Origin of the sequence: Candidatus Pelagibacter sp. HIMB1636, assembly GCF_052047675.1 — a bacterium.
Classification (GTDB): Bacteria; Pseudomonadota; Alphaproteobacteria; order Pelagibacterales; family Pelagibacteraceae; genus Pelagibacter.
On the sequence record NZ_JBNAJP010000001.1, the window covers coordinates 960,387 to 980,406 of the forward strand.

Consider the following 20,020-nt stretch of genomic DNA (forward strand, 5'->3'; position numbering starts at 1 on the left):
AACTTATACAACATTTGCACTTAGGAATATTAACAGTTGAGTTTTATCGTCTTTATCAGTTGTTTGTCTAAAAAATGCTCCTAGTAATGGAATTTTTGAGAAGAACGGCACATAAGTTTCGCTGTTTTCTCTAGTATTTTTATAAACACCTCCAAGCACAGCTACATCACCTGCATTAATTTGTACTATAGATGTAAGTGATTCCTCGTTCGTTACAACGTCATCACCTGAGCTTTCACCTGGTGCATCATTTGCAAGTGATAATTCAATTTTTACTCTACTTTCTCCAACAATTTCCGGTTTCACCGTGATGCTTAAATTTTGTGGAATTTCTACTGTAGATCCTGCAGCATCACCTGAAGCTGGAATTACTTTTACTAAAGTTGTACCTTGAGTAAGAGTTGCTTCTTCACCGTCCATTGCAAATAGTTTTGGATTTGAAACTGTTTCTGTATTAGAGTCTTTCACTGATGCAGTGATTACAGCTTTGATCTTTGTCATTCCTATATTTCCAAGCAAAAATGCTCCTCCTGCCAAACTGACTGCATCTGATAAATCTGCATTAGATATAGCTTCAGGACTCGTATCAGCCACAGGAGTTATTGAAGTTGTATTTCCTGGGTTGGTATCAATCCCTGAAAAAGTTATTCTATCACTTCCATTTGCAGTTGCCGCAGCATTTAATGCATCTATGTTCGCACTAAAGTTTTTATTAAAGCCATCAGTTGCATTAACAATATAAGCCTCGATCATTACTTGTTTTTTTTCCAAGTCAATTTTGTTTAAAATATTTTCTGCCTGATTTAATTGTGCATATGTGCCTGTAATTATAATTTGATTATTTTTTTCATCATCTACCATAGTAAAACCTTCGGTTTCACCCATAACTTCCCCAAGAGATTCTACTAAATCTGTTGAACTTTGATAAAAGACTTTAAATATCTCTGTAACCAAAGGTTCAGAACCATCTCCATCGTTTGAAACTGAACCGCCAATATCTAAGGAAGCTAAATTATTATTTTCCTCTATAGTATTATCTATTTTAGCTTTTTCTAATTCAGCAAAAAATTCTTTTGTATGAACTCTTAGCAAACCAGAATCTTCATCAACAGTCATAATTAAACTGTTAATATCTAATATAGCATAAACAGCAGAGCCCCATTTTATATTTTCAAAGTCTATAGTTATTTCGCCACTAACTTCATTACCTATGATAATATTTCTCTGAACTAATCCAGCGAATAATTTTAAAGCTGATCTTATATTCATATTATTAAGCTTTAAACTTACTTCAGTATCCTCTAACTTTTTAATCTTTAAATTTCTATCAATTAGTTTAAGTGATTTTTTTTCTAGCGCCTTACCCTCTGTTAAAGAGATTCTTCTTACTAACTTTTCCTCTTTTTTATTTTTATTTAAAATATCATTTGAATCTTGATTAAATTGTTCTGCAGTTTGTCTAAAATTTTCAGCACTTGCTTTTACATTGAAAGACTCAATTTCTTGAACAGCTCCTTTATCCTTTTGATCATAAGCCATTTTAGGTCTATTTGAACTACTACAACTTACTAGCAATGTAGACAGTGTTAATACCAGGAATAATTTAATAAATTTTGTCATTAATTGAATAAATCCTCAACATTTGTTACTGTTTCATTTTCATTATCATTGTTATTGTTTTCATTATTCTCTGTTTGATTTTCAATATTTGTATCATCATTGTTTACATCATCATTGGTTAAATCTTCATTATTTGATTGTGGTAATGATGCAATTGCCATTCCTACTATTGGAGTATTAATTAAAAACTCATATTCAATATTGTCCTCTAAAACAATCATTTTGTTTTTTTCAATTGAGACTATCACACCATCTCTATTTCCTATTCTATCACCCTCTCTAACCATAAATTGACTGTTACTTATCTCAATTATTGCAAGATTTTTTCTATTTATTTTAAAATCGTTAATACTCTTCTTGTCTAAGTTTTCATAAGTAATATTCTCATTCGCATAAATTGGAATTTTTACTAATTGATTTTCATTTAAAATAACTGTGTTTTTTTCAAAAGCATTAAATTCGATTAATTCACTTATTTCTCTTTCATATCTTCCAGCAATATCAGCTATTGTTTCGTTCTCATTTGTTACATGAATAAAGAAAGGCAGTAATAATTTATCACCAATCAAAATAATATTTTCATCATCTAGATCATTGTAAGAAGCAAGCTGTGTTGCATTTAAATTATATCTTTCAGCAATAGTGTTTAAGTTTTGACCCTCTTTTACGATATGAAATCTATTTGGTATAACTATCTTGTCACCAGTTACTAATTTTCTTGATCCAGGATAAATTGCATTTGCAATTTCTATTTCTCTTAACGAAAAACCGTATCTAAAAGCGATTTTCTCAATTGTATCTTCTTTCGAAATTGTGTGAGTAGTAGGTGTTTTTGCTCTGTCGATTTTTTTTACTTTAGCTCTTTGAAATTTATGATCAGATTCTTTGCTTAGTGCAACACCTTTTAATAAATAATCCCTTAGAGAATATGCGATGATTGGGTCAATATTTAAAACTGTAACAAGTTCAGTGCTCTCAGGTTCGGCCTCAACAACCTCAATCACCTCTTCAGTGTTATTAAATAATTCCTCTGCCAATTTCTCTTCATTAGCTTCTTCTTGAATTAATAAATCTGTCTCAGATTCATCTGTATCTTCAATTTTAATCTCAACTACTTCTGGCTCTCTTACAATACCAATTTCATTAGTAAATGGATCACTACTAAAAGAATTACTACAATAGAATAGAAAGATAGTTGTAAATATAAATCTTAGTAACATTATCCTTTACCTGCCTCTAATAGATCTAAAACTATAGTTTCATCATCAAATACCTCGGTTGACAGAGGTTTTAATGATAATCTTGAGTTAAATTTTTTTGTTATTTTTTCTTTTGGTAAATCTTCTTCTTTTACATCAGGTTGTCCAGCGACTGTGTAAAGTGCTATTCGATCTTGTTTGGAAAATTCAACTAATGCCTCAATTTTACTATCATTAACAACTTCATTTTCTGAAAAACTATTCATCATATTTACCACGGCTTGATCGTTCATAGCTACACCAGAAAATAAAATATTATGTTTTTCTTGTATTCCAAAACTAGTCAATCTGATATTTTTTGGAACTATTTGATTTAAACTTGCATAAAGATTTGCAGTCGTTTTTAAATTTGATCCAAAGGCTGCTGCAATTCTTTTATCTTCATTTATACTATCAATTTTTGCATTATATCCTTGCAAAAGATTATTTTTACTTTCGAGATCTTCTTCTAAAATTTTAGTAGCAGCTAATTTAGATGAATTATTCATTAATTTTAAAATTTTAAATGGAAGAACGTGTCCAATAATACCTAAAACAAAAATCATAGAAATCATTAAACAAAAATTGCCTAAAGATTTTGATCTTCTGTTAGTTTTTACCTGATCAAAATTAGATAAAAGATTTACAGAAATTATTTCGTTAGTTTCAAGATTAAAAGAATTTAATTTTCTTGAAGCTATACCAATTGCTTCTGATGCAAGAGATTTATTGCTAAGTGAATCTATATATTTTTTTGCACTATCAGAAATCTCAGCAGAGTCCTCTGGATTATAAAGCTTAACAACAACATCTCCCAATTGTCGCTCAATTCCTTTTGAAACATTTTTAATTTTTGACTTATCTGAAATTACTGTAATAATATTTATAGGATCAAATTCATACTTTGTTTCATACTCAACTAAATACTGTTTAATTTGAGAACCAAGTCTTTCAAAAATTTCATCCCAAAATTCTGTTTCAACACTCTCAACTTCCTCAACTGTATCAAGCAATACTTGATCTGCTTCAATAATATTTAATTCTGAATACTGAAAACCTTTATTGGAACAAATAGTAATACTTTTCTCATCTTTTGAATAATTGAAAATAACATTTGGAGTTTCAAAACCTTCTTTCCCAAGAAGTATTCCTTGAGAGTTAACATGAGCAAACGGTGCTAGATCAATTACAACAGGATTGTAACCTGCAAGCCTAAAAATATTCGAATAAGTTTCCACAAACTTTATCTCCATAGCAACTAAAACTACGTCCATTACACCAAGCTCTTCATTTGTACTCATAACTGAATAACTTGTTTCAAATTCATCTAAATTTTCAGGTGTTTCATCAAATTGATCCCAAAATCCACCTAAAGCAGTTGCTTCCCTTAAACTTTCTTCATCCATAATTGGAATTTGTAAATTATAAATTTGTGCTTTGGATGTATCTAAAGAAACGGCAATGTCTTTTGTTTTAGTCTTAATAGAGTCTAATGCATTTTTTACTTGATCACTTAAATATGTTGTTGCGGATAAAAAATCTTGGTCTTCTCCAATTCCTGCTATTTGTTGATTAGAGAAATTATCAATTTTACAAACACCTTTTTTGTATGAAATTTCTGCGGCTTGAATAAATTTATCTCTAAAAACGACACCTATTACTTTTTCTTTTTTTGAGTGATTTTTTCCTATTAATTTAATGATAGGAGCAAAAGCTTTTGCAATAGGAGGTCCAATTTTATCAATCATAATTTTTTATAAAAACCGAATAAAATCACAATAATAAATACCGAATCGGTACACAAGCATTAGTTGTGTTACTTTATATATGTATCAATATTAAAAAAAACTTGAAAAGCTATAACTTTTAGAGCATCAAAACATTTATGAGTCTTCATGATAAATTAAAATCATATCCAAAAGAATATGATTTGTCGGATATCCACATCAGATCGAATCAACCATTTGCAATCAGAGAAAATGGTGAGATTAAAGTTTTTAGCGAAGATATTGTTTCAAGACAAGATATAGAAACTTTTTGGAAACAATCTTTAGATAAAGCGCAATATGATTATTTAATTAGCAATGGTGATTTAGATTTTGCTGTTGTTGTTGATGGGCAGAGATTTAGAGCAAACGGTTATTATTCTTCATATGGACCAAGTATGGTTCTTAGAAAAATTATAAGTGAAATTCCTAATATTGAAAAACTAGGTTTGCCACCTGCAGCACATGAAGCAATCACTCATAAAACAGGATTAGTTCTTGTTACAGGACAAACTGGTTCTGGTAAATCTACATCACTTGCCGCAATGATAGATCAAATTAATTCTCATAGAGCAGAAAATATAATTACAATTGAAGATCCTATTGAGTTTGTTCATCCTGCTAAAAAAAGTATTATTTCTCAAAGGGAGGTTGGAAAAGATACTGGTAGTTTTGCAAAAGCGTTGAAATCTGCATTAAGACAAGATCCTGATGTAATTTTAGTTGGTGAGATGAGAGATCTTGAAACTATTTCATTAGCATTAACTGCTGCAGAAACTGGTCACTTAGTTTTTGGAACCCTACATGCTAGTAGTGCTTCTTCAACAATTACAAGAATTTTAGATGTATTTCCTCCAGCTCAAAAAGAACAAGCACAAACTATGTTAGCTGGATCAATCAGATTAGTAATGTCTCAACAATTATTAAAAAAGAAAGGTGGAGGAAGAATTGGCTGTCATGAAGTAATGACAGGCACACCTGCGATAAGAAATTTAATTAGAGAAGGTAAAACAGAGCAAATTCAATCTACTCTCCAAACATCTGCTAAAGACGGAATGTTTACAATGGAAAAATGTCTTGAAGGTTTAAAGCTAAAAAAATTAGTTGAATAAATTAATTTGAACTTTCAGTAAATCTTTGTTGCGGAACTACTGCAGAAAAAGTTCCAGTACCAGTACAATTACTTTCAGTTTGCTCACCAAGGCCTCTATTTACACTTGAGGGGTTTGGATTGTTTGCTCCTTCACATTTTAAATTAAAATCAACATTGCCCTTTAGTTCTACTTCAACCTCTAAAAACTTTACATTGTTAGCTGTGGATTTTGTTATGATATTATTATAAAGATAGTTAGCTGCCAAAAATGCAAAAAAAGCTAAAAAAAATATTTTAATGTTGTTTAAATTTTTTTTAAAAATAACCATTGTTCTTATTGTTATAGCTTTTATTCCTAAAAATTCTAATGCAAATATTTATCAATTAAGTTGTAAAAATAAAAAAAATACAACTGTTTGGGTTTATTCAAATAAAAGAAAACAAATCATTCTAACAAAAATTAATAGTTCAAAGACAAAAGTAAATTTCAAGATGGATAGACAAACCCCATCATCTTTTACATCAAACGGTTCAATTGGAGGATTGCAGACTAATGTAACTTATAATCAAAATTCAAATGAATTAGCAATGCTGCAAAAATCTTTAAGAGGTTCCAACCAATTTTACATGTGCTCAAAGCCTAAACTTATTAAAGAAGAGTAGTTAAAAAATTAAAGTTAAAGTTGTACCTGGACCCACTTGATTATGTTTGTACTCACAAAATTTCGAGGTTTTTTTTATAAAGTATACTCCCAAACCTCCAGGTCTGACTTTATCTAAATCTCTTGGTTTAATCGTATCTAATGGTACTTGTTCACCATAGTCAGTAATTATTACTTTAAGCTCACTATCATTTATAATTTCTAAATTTAAATCAATTTTTTGATCTTTTTTCATTTTATACGAGTAACGAATTACATTTTGCAAAGCCTCATCAATTGCTAAAGTTACGCTTGCTAAATCGATATTTGGTAAATTTGACTTACAAAACTTCTCTATTTTCGATCTTGTATCTTTTAGCTCTGAGGGATTTGAAAGCATTTCTATATTCATAAATAAATTTCAATAGTATTACCCAATATGGGTATGTTAAATTAAAAAAAATAGTTTATAAAAGAATTATGAAAAAAATCTTACTAGTTTTATTTACATCATTAATATTTTTTCAAAACATAGTCAAAGCAGAAGTTGCTATGATTGGAGTTGTAGATGGAATGGTATGTATGGCATGCCAAGCAAAAGTTGAAAAAGAACTTAAAGCTGCAACAGGAGAAGGCAATGTTGAAGTGTCATGGCCAGAGGGAGTTGCGTTTATAAACTTTGAAAATACTCCAAATTTTTCTGAAGAGGACTTTAAAAAAGTAATTGAGAACGCAGGTTTTGCAGTTGGAAAAGTTGCTACCTTAAATGAAAAAATTATTGATCCAAAATCTGGATTAATTTCATTAAATAAATTTTAATTATTTACTTTCCAATCAGTTTCGAAAGTCACATAGTTTACTTGTAAACATCGTCTTTCTTTAAGAATACTCTTTTTTTCCATGCCATGCCAAGTATTTGGTCCGCTGGTAAAAAGATAACCATAGTTATTTCTGTAAGGCAATGTTTTAACTTTCTCTAATTTTTCATTATAAAAATCAGTACCTAAATCTTCAGACTCATTAGTTTTATTTACAAAAATTAATCCTGACATTAATTTTTCTTTAATATCACAGTGTGGTTTGAGCCAAAAACCCTCTCTATCACAAATCACCTCTAGTCTTACATATGAGTTCGATAAATCTTTATTGATCATTTTGGATATTGTCTCAAAAGTTTCTTTTGACTGAAGTTCATTTATAAATTTAACAAGATTTGGAAATTGCGAACTATTCTCTTTTGTTACAAAACATCTAAATTTTATTGCTTTACCACCAGAGGAAATACCCTCTCTAAATTCTGCTGCTCCTCCATCAATTGCACGGGTTCCATCATAATTCAAATTATGCTCACTTAAATTTGGAATATCTGCTTTAATAATCTCTTCAATTGCACCGTCAGATAGAGCATTGCTATACTCCCAATGATCAAATGGTGTTTCATATTTTTTTGAATTATTTTTTATAGAATTTAAAAATGACATTAAGATTGAATTTTTTCTTTAATAACTTTTGCTACTCTATTAGTTTCATCTAGTTTTTCATAGTTCCAATTTTCAATTTCCTCACCTAAGTTTCTAGTGATATTTAGTTCTCTAAATAAATTTCTAAATCTTTGGAATCTTTTGTCATTCTTTTTTGGTAAAATATTAGCAACATAGATTGGTTTGCCTGTCAAAGCAGCTTCAGAGATCATGGAGCTAGAGTCACATGTAACTACTATATTTTCAGATAAAGCTAAAGCAGATAAATATGCCTTTTTATCTACATTCATAATTACTGTGTGATTTTCTCCAAAAAACTCTTTTGCATAATGAATTGTATTTATTGGGGTTCTCATTGATGGGATTACAACTAATTGAAAATCATGTTTCTTCATTAATTTATAAAACATTGAGAAAATATGTTTCATATTTTTAGTTGAATAATCATAATATTTTGTTGGTCCACCCATAATTAAGCACCAAATTTTTCTCTCATCTTGTTTGATAAAAGATTTTAAATAATCTTTATTTTCTTCAATTTCTTTCTCCGAAAGATAATGAATAGCTCCCTTTGTGCTAATAACATTATCGCCATTAATTCCATCATGTTCTGGAGCAACAATAAAATCAAAATTATTAAAATCTATTTTTGGATCTTGAATATGAATATTAAAGATTTTTTTTTTAGAAATACGTTTTAAGTGAATAGATGGAATTACACTCTTTCTTCCACATGAGATTATTAAATCAAAATCATTATCTTCAATCTTTTTATAAACATTTTGAGAAATTGGAGTAAATTTTGGTGGAACAAGTTTCCAAATACTCTTTAGTTCAACCTTGTGGTGAGTAAAATCAATATCAAGTGCTTTAGCAAGTCCCTCGACTTGACTAATCATTCCGTGCATCCCTTGAGTTAATAATAAACCTTTTAATTTAGACATTAATCACTATATAGCTTCCATATGAGTCAAAATCCAACTAAACACACAAAAGTGTTAATAATTGGATCTGGTCCTGCCGGATACACAGCAGCTGTTTATGCTGCACGAGCAATGTTAAATCCTATCCTTGTTCATGGTGCTCAACCAGGCGGACAATTAACAACCACAACTGATGTGGAAAATTTTCCAGGCTTTGCAGAAGTAATTCAAGGACCATGGCTAATGGATCAAATGAGAGATCAAGCAAAAGCTGTTGGAACAGAAATGATAGAAGACCATATCGGATCAGTGAATTTAAAATCTACACCGTTTGAGGCTGTTGGTGATAGTGGTCAAAAATATACAGCAGATAGCATAATTATTTCAACTGGTGCACAAGCAAGATGGTTAAACATTAAATCAGAACAAGAATTTAGAGGATTTGGAGTTTCAGCATGTGCTACATGTGATGGTTTCTTTTTTAAAGATAAAGAAGTTGCTGTAGTTGGAGGTGGTAATGCTGCAGTAGAAGAGGCAATGTTTCTTACAAAATTTGCATCAAAAGTAAAATTAATTCATAGACGAGATAGTTTAAGAGCTGAAAAAATGCTGCAAAAAAAATTGATGGAAAATAAAAAAATTGAAATAGTTTGGGACTCTGTTGTTGAGGATGTCTTAGGTGATAGTGAACCCAAAAATGTTAAAGGTATAAAAATTAAAAATTTGAAAACTGAAAAAACAGAGGAAGTAAAATTAGATGGATTGTTTATTGCTATTGGTCATGATCCTGCAACTCAACTTTTCAAAGATCAATTAGAAATGGATAAAGAAGGTTATTTAATTACAAAACCAGATTCTACAGAAACAAATATTCCTGGAGTTTATGCTGCGGGTGATGTTAAAGATAAAACTTTTCGACAAGCAGTTACAGCAGCAGGAATGGGTTGTATGGCTGCATTAGAAGCAGAAAAATTCTTATCTCATTAATTTGAGATTACAATTACTAACTAATTAAAGGTAAAGGTGTTATGGCTGATAAAGTATTATTAACTGGAATAAGTGGATGGATTGCTAAACATACTGCAATAGAATTATTAAATTCAGGCTACGAAGTTTTAGGTACTGTTAGAAGTGATGATGTAATTTCTCAGACAAAAGAAACGATTAGTAAATATGCTTCTATAGACAAATTATCTTTTACAAAACTTGATCTTTTAAATGATGAAGGTTGGGAAGAAGCTGCAAAAGGATGCAAATATATAATTCATATGGCTTCCCCCTTTCCGATGAAAGTCTCAAAAAATAGAGAAAATTTAATACCAGTTGCAAAAGATGGAACTCTAAGAGTTTTAAACGCTGGTATCAAAGCAAATGTAGAGCAATTTGTAGTTACATCTTCAATAGCAGCAATGTTTAGAAAGCCAAATAGATCAAATCCTTATTCATTTAGTGAAAATGATTGGACTGATGAAAATTGGGTTGAAGGAGTTAATGATTACTTTCTATCTAAAACAGTTGCTGAAAAGGCGGCCTGGGAATTAATGGAAAGTAAAGGTATTAAAAATAAACTTACTTGTATAAATCCTGGTGGAGTATTTGGAGATGCTTTGGATACTAAAGGTGGGACCTCAATTGAATATGTAAAACAATTTTTAAAAGGTAAATTTCCAGCAACACCTAAATGGGGAATATTAATATCTGATGTTAAAGATGTTGCAAAATCTCATGTAGCTTGTTTAGGAAATTCAAAAGTTGGTGGCAGAAGGTTAATTATTGGAAAAGAAGTTAAAACATTACTTGAGACATCAAAAATCTTAGCAGAAGCGTTGCCAGAGTATGCAAAAAAACTACCTAAAAAAACTTTACCAAATTTTATGGTGAAGTTTATTAGTATGCTAGACTCAAGTGCAAAAACCATGATCCCTGATCTTGAATTAGATATGAAACCGGAGACAAAATACGCTGAAGATTTAATTGGTTTTGAATTTAAACCAGCAAGTGGGGCTTTAATAGATGCTGGAAAATCAGTAGTAAGATTAGGCTTAGTATAAAAATTTTGTATAACGTCATCTTTAAATTTCAGGTATAAAACTTATTCAAATGAACAGAAGAAAATTTATAAAAACTGTAAGTCAAATTATGATTGCTTGGGGATTAAGCCCAAATCTCGCATTTGCCTCCGAATCTAATAAAATATTATCAGGAAAATTTTTCATAGATGGTAAGGAAGCAGAATTAAATTTTCAAGATTTAAATAATTCTACAATTGAAACTAAGGATGAAAAATCAATAATTAAATTTAAAGATGATTTTTATTTGATAAGACCTGAAACAAAAATTCAATTTGTCTCAAAAAACTTATTAAAGGTTATTAAAGGTTCTGTTCATGCGGTCTTTGGAAAAAGACAAGAGGAGTTAAACGTTGAAATTCCTCACGGCACAATTGGAATAAGAGGAACCTCTATTTTCATTGATATTGAGCCTAAACAAAACAGAAGTTATTTTTGTAATTGTTATGGAGAAACAGTTCTGTATGACAAAAAAGGAAATTTATTAGAAACAGTGGTTTCATACGGACACGAATCTGGAGCACTTACAGAAGATGGGAAATTTAAAAGGTATGGAATTAATTATTTAAAAAATATTTATGCTTTAAGACACCCAAAAATATTTGACGAAGAAATGGAAAAAGTTGGGTGTATCGTAGAAAACAGTCATTGTACCTTAAAATAAATTTATTTTATTAAATCTGAAATTTGATCTGACTCAAAGATTTTTTGATCAATATTATCATTTGCAAGTTTAATCATTGCTTTTGCAATTGTTTCTGAATGAATTGATCTCATTTTCTTTAATGGTCCAACAAATAAAGGGTTGAGAAGCTTAAAAATTATTATTCCTATTTTCTCACCCAATCTAAATTCTTTTCTGTTCCCCAATATAAATGAAGGTCTCATAATTCCTATTTTGGAAAAACCTAAACTTAAGATCTCTTCCTCTACAAGTCCCTTATATTTTAAATAATCTCCTGAACTTTTAGAATTGGCATATCCTGAAGATACAAAAAAATAAGAATTAATATTATTAGATTTTGCAATTTGGGCCACTTGTTTTGGTATATCTAATTCAATTCTTTGATATTCATTTTTGTCAGGAGAATTTTTTTTTGTTGTCCCAATACAAAAATAACATTCATCTCCCACAATCTGTTCTTTATGCTTTTCTAGATTATTAAAATCAGTTTTAATTACTTCAATTTTTGAATTGTCTATTTGAATTGGAGAACGAACAAATATTTTAATTTTAGAATAATTATCATTCTGAATTAGTTGATTTAAAACATGACCTCCAACTAATCCAGTTGAGCCAAATAGTAATGCTGTTTTCACTTCTTAAGAAAGGCTTTCGCAAAAGGATTTTATTCTATCCATTGCTTTCCTCAAATTTTGCATTGAAGTAGCATAAGAAATTCTAAAGTATCCATCTAAGCCAAATGCAGAGCCTTGTACTACTGCAACATTCGATTGTTCAAGTAGTTTTTGAACAAACTCAGTATCAGTTTTCAATTTAGTTTTTTTATTCAACAATCCCTTACAACTTGGAAATACATAAAAAGCTCCGTTAGGGGTTAAACAATTTATACCTTTAATGCTGTTTAAACTTTTAACAACAAAATCTCTTCTTTCTTTGAATGCTTTAGATCTTTTTTTTATAAAACCTTGATTACCATTTAAAGCTTCAACTGCAGCAGCTTGACTGATTGATGATGGGTTTGATGTAGATTGAGATTGAATTTTACCAATTGCTTTAATTATATCTTTTGGCCCAGCGGCATACCCTATTCTCCAACCTGTCATTGCATACGATTTACTAACCCCATTCATAGTCAAAGTTCTATCTTTTAATTTAGAATTTTGGGCAATCGTATAAAAATTAAAATTATCATATGCTATATGTTCATAAATATCGTCACTCAAAATATGAACTTTTTTATTTCTAATTAAAACTTTTGCTAAATCTTCTATTTCTTTTTTTGAGTAGCCTGCTCCAGTTGGATTAGATGGTGAATTTAAAATCACCCATTTAGTTTTTTTGGTAATAGCTTTTTTTAATTTACTTGCAGTAAGTTTAAATCCTTCTTCTTCTGTACACTTAACTATTTTTGGTTTTCCACCAGCTAATAAAACCATATCAGGATAAGAAACCCAAAAAGGTGCAGGAATAATTACTTCATCACCTTTATTTAAAGTTGCCATGAAAGCATTATAAAGAACTTGTTTTCCACCAGTTCCAACAGTGATTTGATCTGTAGTGTAATTAATTTTGTTTTCTCTTTTAAACTTATCTACGATTGCTTTTTTTAAAGCAGGTGTTCCATCTACTGCTGTATATTTTGTGTCTCCACTTTTAATAGCTTTAATTGCAGCATTTTTAATATTATCTGGTGTATCGAAATCTGGTTCTCCAGCCCCAAGTCCAATTACATCTTTTCCTGCAGCTCTAAGTTCTCTTGCTTTTTGAGTAACTGCAATAGTTGGTGATGGTTTAATTCGTTTTAAACTGTCTGATATTATGCTCATTGAAATATAAATAAATTCTAATACGCTGTTTAATATATGGAAAATACTTATCAAGATTTAATTACAGATATTCAGAGTAAAAATCCTAAAATTGGTGGAAAACTCGAAGGTGGAAAAAAATTCAAAATTAAATCTGATTTCAAACCTGCAGGTGATCAACCAGAAGCTATTAAGAAATTAGTAAATGGTGCAAATAAAGATCAATTTAATCAAGTATTACTTGGAGTTACAGGATCTGGAAAAACTTTTACAATGGCAAAAGTAATCGAGGCTACTAATAGACCAGCGTTGATACTTGCTCCAAACAAAACACTTGCAGCACAACTCTATGGAGAAATGAAAACATTTTTTCCAGATAATGCAGTTGAGTACTTTGTCTCTTATTATGACTATTATACACCGGAGGCTTATGTTCCAAGATCTGACACTTATATAGAAAAAGAGGCATCGATTAATGAACAAATTGATCGAATGAGACACTCTGCAACCAGATCTCTTTTGGAAAGAGATGATGTTTTAATTGTAGCAAGTGTTTCATGTATTTATGGATTAGGTTCTGTTGAGGCGTACAGTAAAATGACGCTAACTCTTCAAAAAAATTATGATTACAACAGAGAAGAAATTATTAAATCTTTAGTAGCTCTACAATATAAAAGAAATGATCAAAATTTTTATAGAGGAACATTTAGAGCAAGAGGAGAATATTTAGAAATATTTCCCTCTCATCTAGAAGATAGAGCTTGGAGGCTTTGTCTATTTGGAGATAAATTAGAACAGATAGAAGAGTTTGATCCTTTAACTGGGGATAAAGTTAGAGAACTAAGTTTAGTAAAAGTCTATGCGAATAGTCATTACATAACTCCTAAGCCTACAATCGAACAGGCAGTTATTAATATTAAAAAAGAATTAGAAATAACTTTAAAAAAACATAGAGCAGAAAATAAATTATTAGAGGCTCAAAGATTAGAAGAAAGAACTAAGTTTGATTTAGAAATGATTGAAGCAACTGGTTCTTGTGCTGGAATTGAAAACTATTCAAGATTTTTATCTGGAAGAAAACCAGGAGAACCTCCTCCTACTCTATTTGAATATTTTCCAGATAACACATTGATATTTGTTGATGAATGTCATGTAACTGTTCCACAACTTAATGGAATGTACAAAGGAGACAGATCAAGAAAAAGTACTCTTGCAGAATATGGTTTTAGACTGCCATCATGCATGGATAATAGACCGTTAAAGTTTGAAGAGTGGGATTTAATGAGAACTCAAACTGTATTTGTATCTGCAACACCAGGACCGTGGGAACTAGAACAAACAAAAGGGAAATTTATTGATCAAGTTATCAGACCAACTGGACTAATTGATCCTGTAGTTGAAATTAGACCTGCCAAAAATCAGGTAGATGATTTGATGCACGAATGCAAAAGAGTGATTGAAAACAATCATCGTGTTTTAGTAACAACTCTTACTAAGAAAATGGCAGAAGACTTAACAGAATATCTGCATGAAAATGGGATTAAAGTTAGATACCTTCACTCAGACATAGATACTTTAGAGAGAATTGAAATAATGAGAGATTTAAGAATGGGTGTATTCGATGTTTTAGTTGGTATCAACTTATTAAGGGAAGGACTTGATATTCCTGAATGTGCACTAGTTGGAATTTTAGATGCAGACAAAGAAGGTTTTTTAAGATCGGAAACATCACTCATTCAAACAATAGGAAGAGCTGCAAGAAATGTGGATGGAAAAGTTATTTTGTATGCTGATAAAGAAACGAAAAGTATAAAAAAAGCAGTTGCTGAAACTGATAGAAGAAGAAATATTCAAATAGCTTACAATAAAAAACATAAAATTAGCGCTACATCAGTTAAAAAAGAAATAAGTGACATTTTAGAAAGTGTTTATGAAAAGGATTATGTAAAAATAAGTGAAGGCTCTAATGTTGGTGGAAACTTAAAAAAACACCTTAAAGCACTAGATAAAAAGATGAAAGAAGCTGCATCTAATCTTGAATTTGAAGAAGCTGCTAAAATTAGAGATGAAATAAGAAAATTAGAAAGCAGTGAATTAGAAATTACATTAAATCCAAAAATAAGGCAGTATGATGTAAAAAATAAACTTTATCCAAAAGGTCGATCAACAATGGGGATGCCTGGAACAAAAGTTACAAAAAAAAGAGATAAAAAATGGAAGCACGGAAAATAATTGTTACAGGTGGAGCAACAAGAATTGGTGCTGCAATTGCAAAAAAATTATCTGGTCCCAATAAAGAAATTCTCATTCATTTTAATAAATCAAAATTGAAAGCTGAGAAGTTAAAAAAAGAACTATCAAATAATGGTACTAAAGTTTACTTGGTTAAAGGCGATTTGAGTAAAGAAAATGATGTAAATAAAATTGTAAAATATGCAAAATCAAAACTTAAATATTTTGATTGTCTAATTAATAACGCTTCTTTGTTCGAAAATGATAAATTGGAGAACTTTACAACAGATAGTTGGGGGCAACATTTAAGAACAAATTTAAGAACACCCGCATTGTTATCAAAAGAATTTGCAAAAAATGTCAAAGGTACAAATAACAATATAATTAATATTATTGATCAAAGAGTTTTCAAACTAACTCCGTATTTTTTTTCGTATACAATTAGTAAAACTGGACTTTATACTTTGACTAAAACTAGTGCTATGAGTTTAGCTCCAAAAATTAGAGTAAACGGTATTGCACCTGGGCCGACTATTAAAAATCAAAGACAATCTGAAAAACATTTTAGAAAACAATACCTAGCAACTCCGTTGAAAAGACAGGTGGATGTAGAACAAATATGTAATGCTGTTGACTTTTTTATAAAAAATATATCTATTACAGGTCAAGTTTTGGCAATAGATAGTGGGCAAAATTTAAACTGGCAAACACCAGATATAATGGGTAAAGAATGAAAAGAAGTAATTTTAAGATTGTAAAAATAGATAAAAATAAAAGTCTTTTTAATTACGAAAAGAAAATTCTAATTAATGAACTAATTTTAAATTTAAAACTTGGCTATTATGACTTTGAAAAGAAAAAGCCTCAAAAAGTTAAATTTAGCCTAGAAATTGATTACGAGGATAAAAAGCCATCAAGTGATAAGGATATAAAATCGATTGTTAATTATGGAACAATTGTAAAATTAATTACAAAACTCGTTAAAAAAAAACATTACAACTTTCTTGAAACATTAGCTGAAGCCGTATTTGATGAATTATTCAAAGATCAAAGGATTGCTAAAATAATGTTGAAAATTGAGAAATTAGAAATTCTTAAGCAATGTTCATCAGTTGGTATTCAAATTACCAAAAAAAGAAGTCATGATAAGCTCTGAAATAGGAAAAGAGGTAATTAAAAAAGAGCTCTCGCTAGTCCCTAAACTTCCTGGTGTCTACAGGATGCTAAATGAAAAAAATGAAATCCTTTATGTGGGAAAAGCAAAAAATCTTCCTAATAGACTTAAAAGTTATGTATCTGAAAAAAATCATATAATTAGAACAGAGAGAATGTTATCTCAAACTAGAAAATTAGAGATAACAACTACTTCAAATGAAAGTGAAGCTCTACTCTTAGAAGCAAACCTAATTAAAAAATTTAAACCAAAATTCAATATTTTATTAAGAGATGATAAGTCATTTCCATTCATCTTTATTGGTAACAAAGATAAATGGCCACAAATTAAAAGACATAGAGGAAAAAAGACAAAAGAAGGATTTTATTTTGGACCTTTTGCATCAGCAGGTTCAGCCAACTGGACTATAAAGATGATCCAAAAAATTTTTCATCTAAGAGTTTGTGATGATACTGTTTTTAAAAATAGAGAAAGACCTTGTATCCTTTATCAAATAAAAAGATGTTCTGGACCATGTGTTGGTTATGTTGAAAAAAGTGATTATCAACAAACAGTTGATGATGCCATTGAATTTGTATCAGGTAAATCAAGGAAAATTCAAAAAAATCTTTCAAGTCAAATGGAAAAAGCAAGTGAGGAATTAGATTTTGAAAAAGCAGTAATTTTAAGAGATAGAATTAAAGCTTTAAATATTATTCAATCTTCTCAAAGAATTAATGAAGCAAACTTAGTAGAGGCAGATGTTATAGCTGGATACAAAGAATCTGGAAAAACTTGTATTCAAGTATTTTTTTATCGTTCAAAACAAAATTGGGGTAACCAAGCTTTTTTCCCAAAACATGACCCAGATGAAAAATTAGGAGATATTTTAAATTCATTTGTTTCTCAATTTTATGAAAATAAAAGTGTACCTTCTGCAATAATACTATCTGAAGAAATAAAAGAAAAAGTTTTAATTGAAAAAACTTTAACTCAAAAAGAAGGAAAACAAATTAACATTAGTGTTGCTAAAAAAGGCTCAAAATTAAAAGTAGTTAATCAAGCAATAAAAAATGCAAAAGATAGTTTGAATAGAAAACTTTATGAAAGTCAAAATAATCGAGAACTTTTCGATGAAGTTGCAAAGAAATTCAATCTTGAGACAAATATAAATTTAATTGAGGTTTATGACAACAGCCATATCCAAGGAACAAACAGTGTTGGAGCTTTAATTGCATATGGTGATGAAGGATTTATTAAAAAGAGATATCGAAAGTTCAATATCAAGCACAAAAAAAATGAGCAAGATGATTATGGTATGATGAGAGAAGTATTAAACAGAAGGTTTAAACGTGCTGTTCAGGAAAAAGATAATTATCTCACTTTTCCTGATTTAGTATTAGTTGATGGAGGAAAAGGACAATATTCAGTAGCTAGAGAAAGTTTGAATGAATTGGGACTTCACGACATTCCAATTATTGCAATAGCAAAAGGTAAATTTCGTAATAGAGGAAATGAAACATTTTTTCACAATGGCAAAGAATATAAATTCTCAAAAAATGACCCCACTCTATTCTTTCTTCAAAGAATAAGAGATGAATCGCATAGATTTGCAATCAGTGCCCATAGAGCAAAGAGAAAAAAAGGAATTAGCAAATCTTTACTAGACCAAATTGAAGGTATTGGAGCAATTAGAAAAAGAGCGCTACTAAACCATTTTGGGTCAGCGAGATCTGTTGAGTCTGCTAGTTTAGATGAAATTAAATCTGTAGAAGGTGTTGAGGAAAAAGTAGCAAAAAAGATATATAACTTCTTTCACGAATAATTATGTTAAAAAAAATTCCAAATATTCTGACAATAGGGAGAATAATAATTGTACCCTTCTTCGTTTTAGCATTTTATCTACCTGGCTTTTATGGTGATTTAACTGCTTTAATTTTATTTATAATTGCTTCATTTACAGATTTTTTAGATGGCATGTTAGCTAGAATGTTAGGTCAAGAATCTAAATTAGGAGAACTATTAGATCCAATTGCAGATAAAATTATAGTCGCTACAGCTCTAATTTTACTGGTGATGGATGGAACAATCAGAAATTATGAGGTTATTGCAGCTATAATAATTTTAACTAGAGAAATTTTAATTTCTGGATTACGAGAATTTTTAGCAAAAGGTCAGATTAAACTTCCAGTTTCAAATCTTGCTAAACTCAAAACAGTGTTACAAATGGTTGCTATTGGTCTTCTGCTTTCAGGAGATACTGGAAACAAAATAATCAACTTTGAAAATTACAATGCTCAAACTATTGGGATTATTCTTTTATGGTTATCAGCTGCGCTTACTTTATTTACAGGTTATGATTATTTACGAAAGGGTATTGATCACGCAATATCAGAAGATAATAAAGATTAAGCTGCTTTTTTCTTTCTCACCAGCGCTTGATAGCTTTCATTAAGATCGATGATGGTATCACAAACTTTGAATTGATTTTCTGCAATACAAGATACAGGTGTAACTTCAGCAGCAGTTCCTGTTAAAAAGCATCCTACAAAGTTAGGAAGTTCTGTTGGACTAATTTTTCTTTCATGTACTTTTATATTTTTTGATTTTGCAATTCCAATCACAGTTCTTCTAGTAATTCCATCTAAGAATGAATCTGGAATTGGTGTGTGAATTTCTCCATTTTTATCTTTGAAAAATACATTGGCCCCTGTTGCTTCAGCAATATTTCCTTCATGATCTAACATTAAAGAATCGGTGTAACCTTGTTTTTCAGCTTCATGTTTTGATAATGTGCAAATCATATACAAACCTGATGCTTTAGTATCCCAAGGTATGGTATTAGGAGCTGGTCTTCTCCAGTTTGAAATATTTAATTTAATGCCTTCAACTTTTAGTTTTGGATCAAAGTAAGATCCCCACTCCCAAGTTGCAATCGCAACATGAATTTTTGTTTGTTGTGCTGATATAGCCATCATTTCAGTGCCTCTCCAAGCTACCGGTCTTACATATCCGTTTTCTACATTTTGAGTTGCAATAATTTTATTTGAAGCGGTATTTATTTGCTCTTCAGTATAAGGAATTTCAAAACCCATTCTTCTAGCAGAATGAAAAAATCTTGAGGTATGTTCCTCTAATTTAAAAATAGAACCATCATAAACTCTTTCACCTTCAAAAACACAACTCGCATAATGTAAACCATGACTTAACACATGGAGTTTTACATCTCCCCAATCAACAAGTTCATCGTTGTACCAAATTTTTCCAGATCTTTTATCGTACGGTATCATTAGTGAAAATATTTTAAAATATCA

The 20,020-nt window shown here is 30.0% G+C and carries 21 protein-coding genes; 11 read left to right on the top strand and 10 right to left on the bottom strand.

What is annotated here, in order from left to right; genetic code table 11:
• Positions 1-3: 3 nt before the first annotated feature.
• Genes ACTTA6_RS04995 through ACTTA6_RS05005 form a run of 3 tightly spaced genes read right to left on the bottom strand, consistent with a single transcriptional unit; the run spans position 4 to position 4,606 of the window.
• Positions 4-1,620, bottom strand: coding sequence for a secretin N-terminal domain-containing protein (locus ACTTA6_RS04995; protein ID WP_440613823.1), 1,617 nt, complete (start codon positions 1,618-1,620; stop codon positions 4-6).
• Positions 1,620-2,840, bottom strand: coding sequence for a LysM peptidoglycan-binding domain-containing protein (locus ACTTA6_RS05000; RefSeq protein WP_440613822.1), 1,221 nt, complete (start codon positions 2,838-2,840; stop codon positions 1,620-1,622). Before ACTTA6_RS05000 ends, ACTTA6_RS04995 begins: the two co-directional genes overlap by 1 nt.
• Positions 2,840-4,606: a fimbrial assembly protein gene (locus tag ACTTA6_RS05005; protein WP_440613821.1), complete on the bottom strand. Its 1,767-nt coding sequence runs from the start codon at positions 4,604-4,606 to the stop codon at positions 2,840-2,842. Before ACTTA6_RS05005 ends, ACTTA6_RS05000 begins: the two co-directional genes overlap by 1 nt.
• Positions 4,607-4,743: 137 nt before the next feature.
• Between ACTTA6_RS05005 and ACTTA6_RS05010 the strand changes: the two genes are divergently transcribed.
• The gene (locus ACTTA6_RS05010) at positions 4,744-5,736 is read left to right on the top strand and encodes a type IV pilus twitching motility protein PilT (protein WP_075506362.1); all 993 of its coding nucleotides are present in this window, start codon (positions 4,744-4,746) and stop codon (positions 5,734-5,736) included.
• A 1-nt stretch (position 5,737) separates the two neighbouring features.
• Here ACTTA6_RS05010 and ACTTA6_RS05015 read toward each other — a convergent pair whose 3' ends face one another.
• Positions 5,738-6,046 carry a hypothetical protein gene (locus ACTTA6_RS05015; protein WP_440680389.1) on the bottom strand — a complete coding sequence of 103 codons (309 nt, stop codon included), beginning with the start codon at positions 6,044-6,046 and terminating at the stop codon, positions 5,738-5,740.
• Between ACTTA6_RS05015 and ACTTA6_RS05020 the strand changes: the two genes are divergently transcribed.
• Complete coding sequence (locus ACTTA6_RS05020) at positions 6,015-6,380, top strand: hypothetical protein (RefSeq protein ID WP_440613819.1); 366 nt, start codon at positions 6,015-6,017, stop codon at positions 6,378-6,380. The two genes, ACTTA6_RS05015 and ACTTA6_RS05020, sit on opposite strands and share 32 nt — an antisense overlap.
• Here the strand turns inward: ACTTA6_RS05020 and ACTTA6_RS05025 are convergent, their stop codons facing one another.
• Entirely contained in the window at positions 6,381-6,758 is a 378-nt protein-coding gene (locus tag ACTTA6_RS05025) for an ATP-binding protein (RefSeq protein WP_440680390.1), read from the bottom strand.
• An 80-nt stretch (positions 6,759-6,838) separates the two neighbouring features.
• On the opposite strand from ACTTA6_RS05025, the gene ACTTA6_RS05030 reads away from it, so the two are divergent.
• A complete protein-coding gene (locus tag ACTTA6_RS05030) occupies positions 6,839-7,177 on the top strand; it encodes a heavy-metal-associated domain-containing protein (RefSeq protein WP_262589738.1) in 339 nt (112 codons plus the stop codon).
• Here ACTTA6_RS05030 and ACTTA6_RS05035 read toward each other — a convergent pair.
• Entirely contained in the window at positions 7,174-7,839 is a 666-nt protein-coding gene (locus tag ACTTA6_RS05035; protein WP_440613817.1) for a hypothetical protein, read from the bottom strand. The two genes, ACTTA6_RS05030 and ACTTA6_RS05035, sit on opposite strands and share 4 nt — an antisense overlap.
• On the bottom strand, positions 7,839-8,783 hold the full coding sequence (locus ACTTA6_RS05040; protein ID WP_440613816.1) for a mitochondrial fission ELM1 family protein: 945 nt from the start codon (positions 8,781-8,783) through the stop codon (positions 7,839-7,841). Before ACTTA6_RS05040 ends, ACTTA6_RS05035 begins: the two co-directional genes overlap by 1 nt.
• A 21-nt stretch (positions 8,784-8,804) precedes the next feature.
• Between ACTTA6_RS05040 and trxB the strand changes: the two genes are divergently transcribed.
• Genes trxB through ACTTA6_RS05055 form a run of 3 tightly spaced genes read left to right on the top strand, consistent with a single transcriptional unit; the run spans position 8,805 to position 11,495 of the window.
• Positions 8,805-9,749, top strand: a complete 945-nt coding sequence (gene trxB / locus ACTTA6_RS05045; RefSeq protein WP_075506369.1) for a thioredoxin-disulfide reductase — start codon at positions 8,805-8,807, stop codon at positions 9,747-9,749.
• A gap of 41 nt (positions 9,750-9,790) precedes the next feature.
• A complete protein-coding gene (locus ACTTA6_RS05050) occupies positions 9,791-10,813 on the top strand; it encodes an NAD-dependent epimerase/dehydratase family protein (RefSeq protein WP_440613815.1) in 1,023 nt (340 codons plus the stop codon).
• Positions 10,814-10,862: 49 nt separating this feature from the next.
• Positions 10,863-11,495, top strand: coding sequence for a hypothetical protein (locus ACTTA6_RS05055; RefSeq protein WP_440613814.1), 633 nt, complete (start codon positions 10,863-10,865; stop codon positions 11,493-11,495).
• A 2-nt stretch (positions 11,496-11,497) separates the two neighbouring features.
• Here ACTTA6_RS05055 and ACTTA6_RS05060 read toward each other — a convergent pair whose 3' ends face one another.
• Both ACTTA6_RS05060 and ACTTA6_RS05065 read right to left on the bottom strand, forming a co-directional pair.
• Positions 11,498-12,151, bottom strand: coding sequence for an NAD(P)H-binding protein (locus tag ACTTA6_RS05060; protein WP_440613813.1), 654 nt, complete (start codon positions 12,149-12,151; stop codon positions 11,498-11,500).
• 3 nt (positions 12,152-12,154) lie between these two features.
• On the bottom strand, positions 12,155-13,342 hold the full coding sequence (locus ACTTA6_RS05065) for a pyridoxal phosphate-dependent aminotransferase (RefSeq protein WP_440613812.1): 1,188 nt from the start codon (positions 13,340-13,342) through the stop codon (positions 12,155-12,157).
• Positions 13,343-13,378: 36 nt separating this feature from the next.
• On the opposite strand from ACTTA6_RS05065, the gene uvrB reads away from it, so the two are divergent.
• The 5 genes from uvrB to pgsA are packed head-to-tail and all read left to right on the top strand — an operon-like array spanning position 13,379 to position 19,118.
• Positions 13,379-15,553: an excinuclease ABC subunit UvrB gene (gene uvrB, locus ACTTA6_RS05070; protein WP_440613811.1), complete on the top strand. Its 2,175-nt coding sequence runs from the start codon at positions 13,379-13,381 to the stop codon at positions 15,551-15,553.
• Positions 15,535-16,287 (top strand): SDR family oxidoreductase, encoded by a 753-nt coding sequence (locus ACTTA6_RS05075; RefSeq protein WP_440613810.1) that lies wholly within the window; start codon positions 15,535-15,537, stop codon positions 16,285-16,287. The genes uvrB and ACTTA6_RS05075 overlap by 19 nt, the downstream gene beginning before the upstream one ends.
• Positions 16,284-16,709 carry a dihydroneopterin aldolase gene (locus tag ACTTA6_RS05080; RefSeq protein WP_440613809.1) on the top strand — a complete coding sequence of 142 codons (426 nt, stop codon included), beginning with the start codon at positions 16,284-16,286 and terminating at the stop codon, positions 16,707-16,709. The genes ACTTA6_RS05075 and ACTTA6_RS05080 overlap by 4 nt, the downstream gene beginning before the upstream one ends.
• The gene (uvrC, locus tag ACTTA6_RS05085) at positions 16,696-18,531 is read left to right on the top strand and encodes an excinuclease ABC subunit UvrC (protein ID WP_440613808.1); all 1,836 of its coding nucleotides are present in this window, start codon (positions 16,696-16,698) and stop codon (positions 18,529-18,531) included. The genes ACTTA6_RS05080 and uvrC overlap by 14 nt, the downstream gene beginning before the upstream one ends.
• Before the next feature lie 2 nt (positions 18,532-18,533).
• Positions 18,534-19,118, top strand: a complete 585-nt coding sequence (pgsA, locus tag ACTTA6_RS05090) for a CDP-diacylglycerol--glycerol-3-phosphate 3-phosphatidyltransferase (protein ID WP_440613807.1) — start codon at positions 18,534-18,536, stop codon at positions 19,116-19,118.
• Here the strand turns inward: pgsA and ACTTA6_RS05095 are convergent.
• Complete coding sequence (locus ACTTA6_RS05095) at positions 19,115-19,996, bottom strand: branched-chain amino acid aminotransferase (protein ID WP_075506379.1); 882 nt, start codon at positions 19,994-19,996, stop codon at positions 19,115-19,117. The two genes, pgsA and ACTTA6_RS05095, sit on opposite strands and share 4 nt — an antisense overlap.
• Between the last annotated feature and the right edge of the window lie 24 nt (positions 19,997-20,020).

Bases quoted from the DNA above. Each gene is read 5' to 3' on its own strand.
- ACTTA6_RS05080 (WP_440613809.1), top strand. From the start codon at position 16,284: ATGAAAAGAAGTAATTTTAAGATTGTAAAAATAGATAAAAATAAAAGT.
- ACTTA6_RS05025 (WP_440680390.1), bottom strand. From the start codon at position 6,758: ATGCTTTCAAATCCCTCAGAGCTAAAAGATACAAGATCGAAAATAGAG.
- ACTTA6_RS05055 (WP_440613814.1), top strand. From the start codon at position 10,863: ATGAACAGAAGAAAATTTATAAAAACTGTAAGTCAAATTATGATTGCT.
- pgsA (WP_440613807.1), top strand. From the start codon at position 18,534: ATGTTAAAAAAAATTCCAAATATTCTGACAATAGGGAGAATAATAATT.
- uvrC (WP_440613808.1), top strand. From the start codon at position 16,696: ATGATAAGCTCTGAAATAGGAAAAGAGGTAATTAAAAAAGAGCTCTCG.
- trxB (WP_075506369.1), top strand. From the start codon at position 8,805: ATGAGTCAAAATCCAACTAAACACACAAAAGTGTTAATAATTGGATCT.
- uvrB (WP_440613811.1), top strand. From the start codon at position 13,379: ATGGAAAATACTTATCAAGATTTAATTACAGATATTCAGAGTAAAAAT.
- ACTTA6_RS05010 (WP_075506362.1), top strand. From the start codon at position 4,744: ATGAGTCTTCATGATAAATTAAAATCATATCCAAAAGAATATGATTTG.
- ACTTA6_RS05075 (WP_440613810.1), top strand. From the start codon at position 15,535: ATGGAAGCACGGAAAATAATTGTTACAGGTGGAGCAACAAGAATTGGT.
- ACTTA6_RS04995 (WP_440613823.1), bottom strand. From the start codon at position 1,620: ATGACAAAATTTATTAAATTATTCCTGGTATTAACACTGTCTACATTG.
- ACTTA6_RS05005 (WP_440613821.1), bottom strand. From the start codon at position 4,606: ATGATTGATAAAATTGGACCTCCTATTGCAAAAGCTTTTGCTCCTATC.
- ACTTA6_RS05065 (WP_440613812.1), bottom strand. From the start codon at position 13,342: ATGAGCATAATATCAGACAGTTTAAAACGAATTAAACCATCACCAACT.
- ACTTA6_RS05030 (WP_262589738.1), top strand. From the start codon at position 6,839: ATGAAAAAAATCTTACTAGTTTTATTTACATCATTAATATTTTTTCAA.
- ACTTA6_RS05095 (WP_075506379.1), bottom strand. From the start codon at position 19,996: ATGATACCGTACGATAAAAGATCTGGAAAAATTTGGTACAACGATGAA.
- ACTTA6_RS05050 (WP_440613815.1), top strand. From the start codon at position 9,791: ATGGCTGATAAAGTATTATTAACTGGAATAAGTGGATGGATTGCTAAA.
- ACTTA6_RS05020 (WP_440613819.1), top strand. From the start codon at position 6,015: ATGTTGTTTAAATTTTTTTTAAAAATAACCATTGTTCTTATTGTTATA.
- ACTTA6_RS05040 (WP_440613816.1), bottom strand. From the start codon at position 8,783: ATGTCTAAATTAAAAGGTTTATTATTAACTCAAGGGATGCACGGAATG.
- ACTTA6_RS05015 (WP_440680389.1), bottom strand. From the start codon at position 6,046: ATGGTTATTTTTAAAAAAAATTTAAACAACATTAAAATATTTTTTTTA.
- ACTTA6_RS05035 (WP_440613817.1), bottom strand. From the start codon at position 7,839: ATGTCATTTTTAAATTCTATAAAAAATAATTCAAAAAAATATGAAACA.
- ACTTA6_RS05000 (WP_440613822.1), bottom strand. From the start codon at position 2,840: ATGTTACTAAGATTTATATTTACAACTATCTTTCTATTCTATTGTAGT.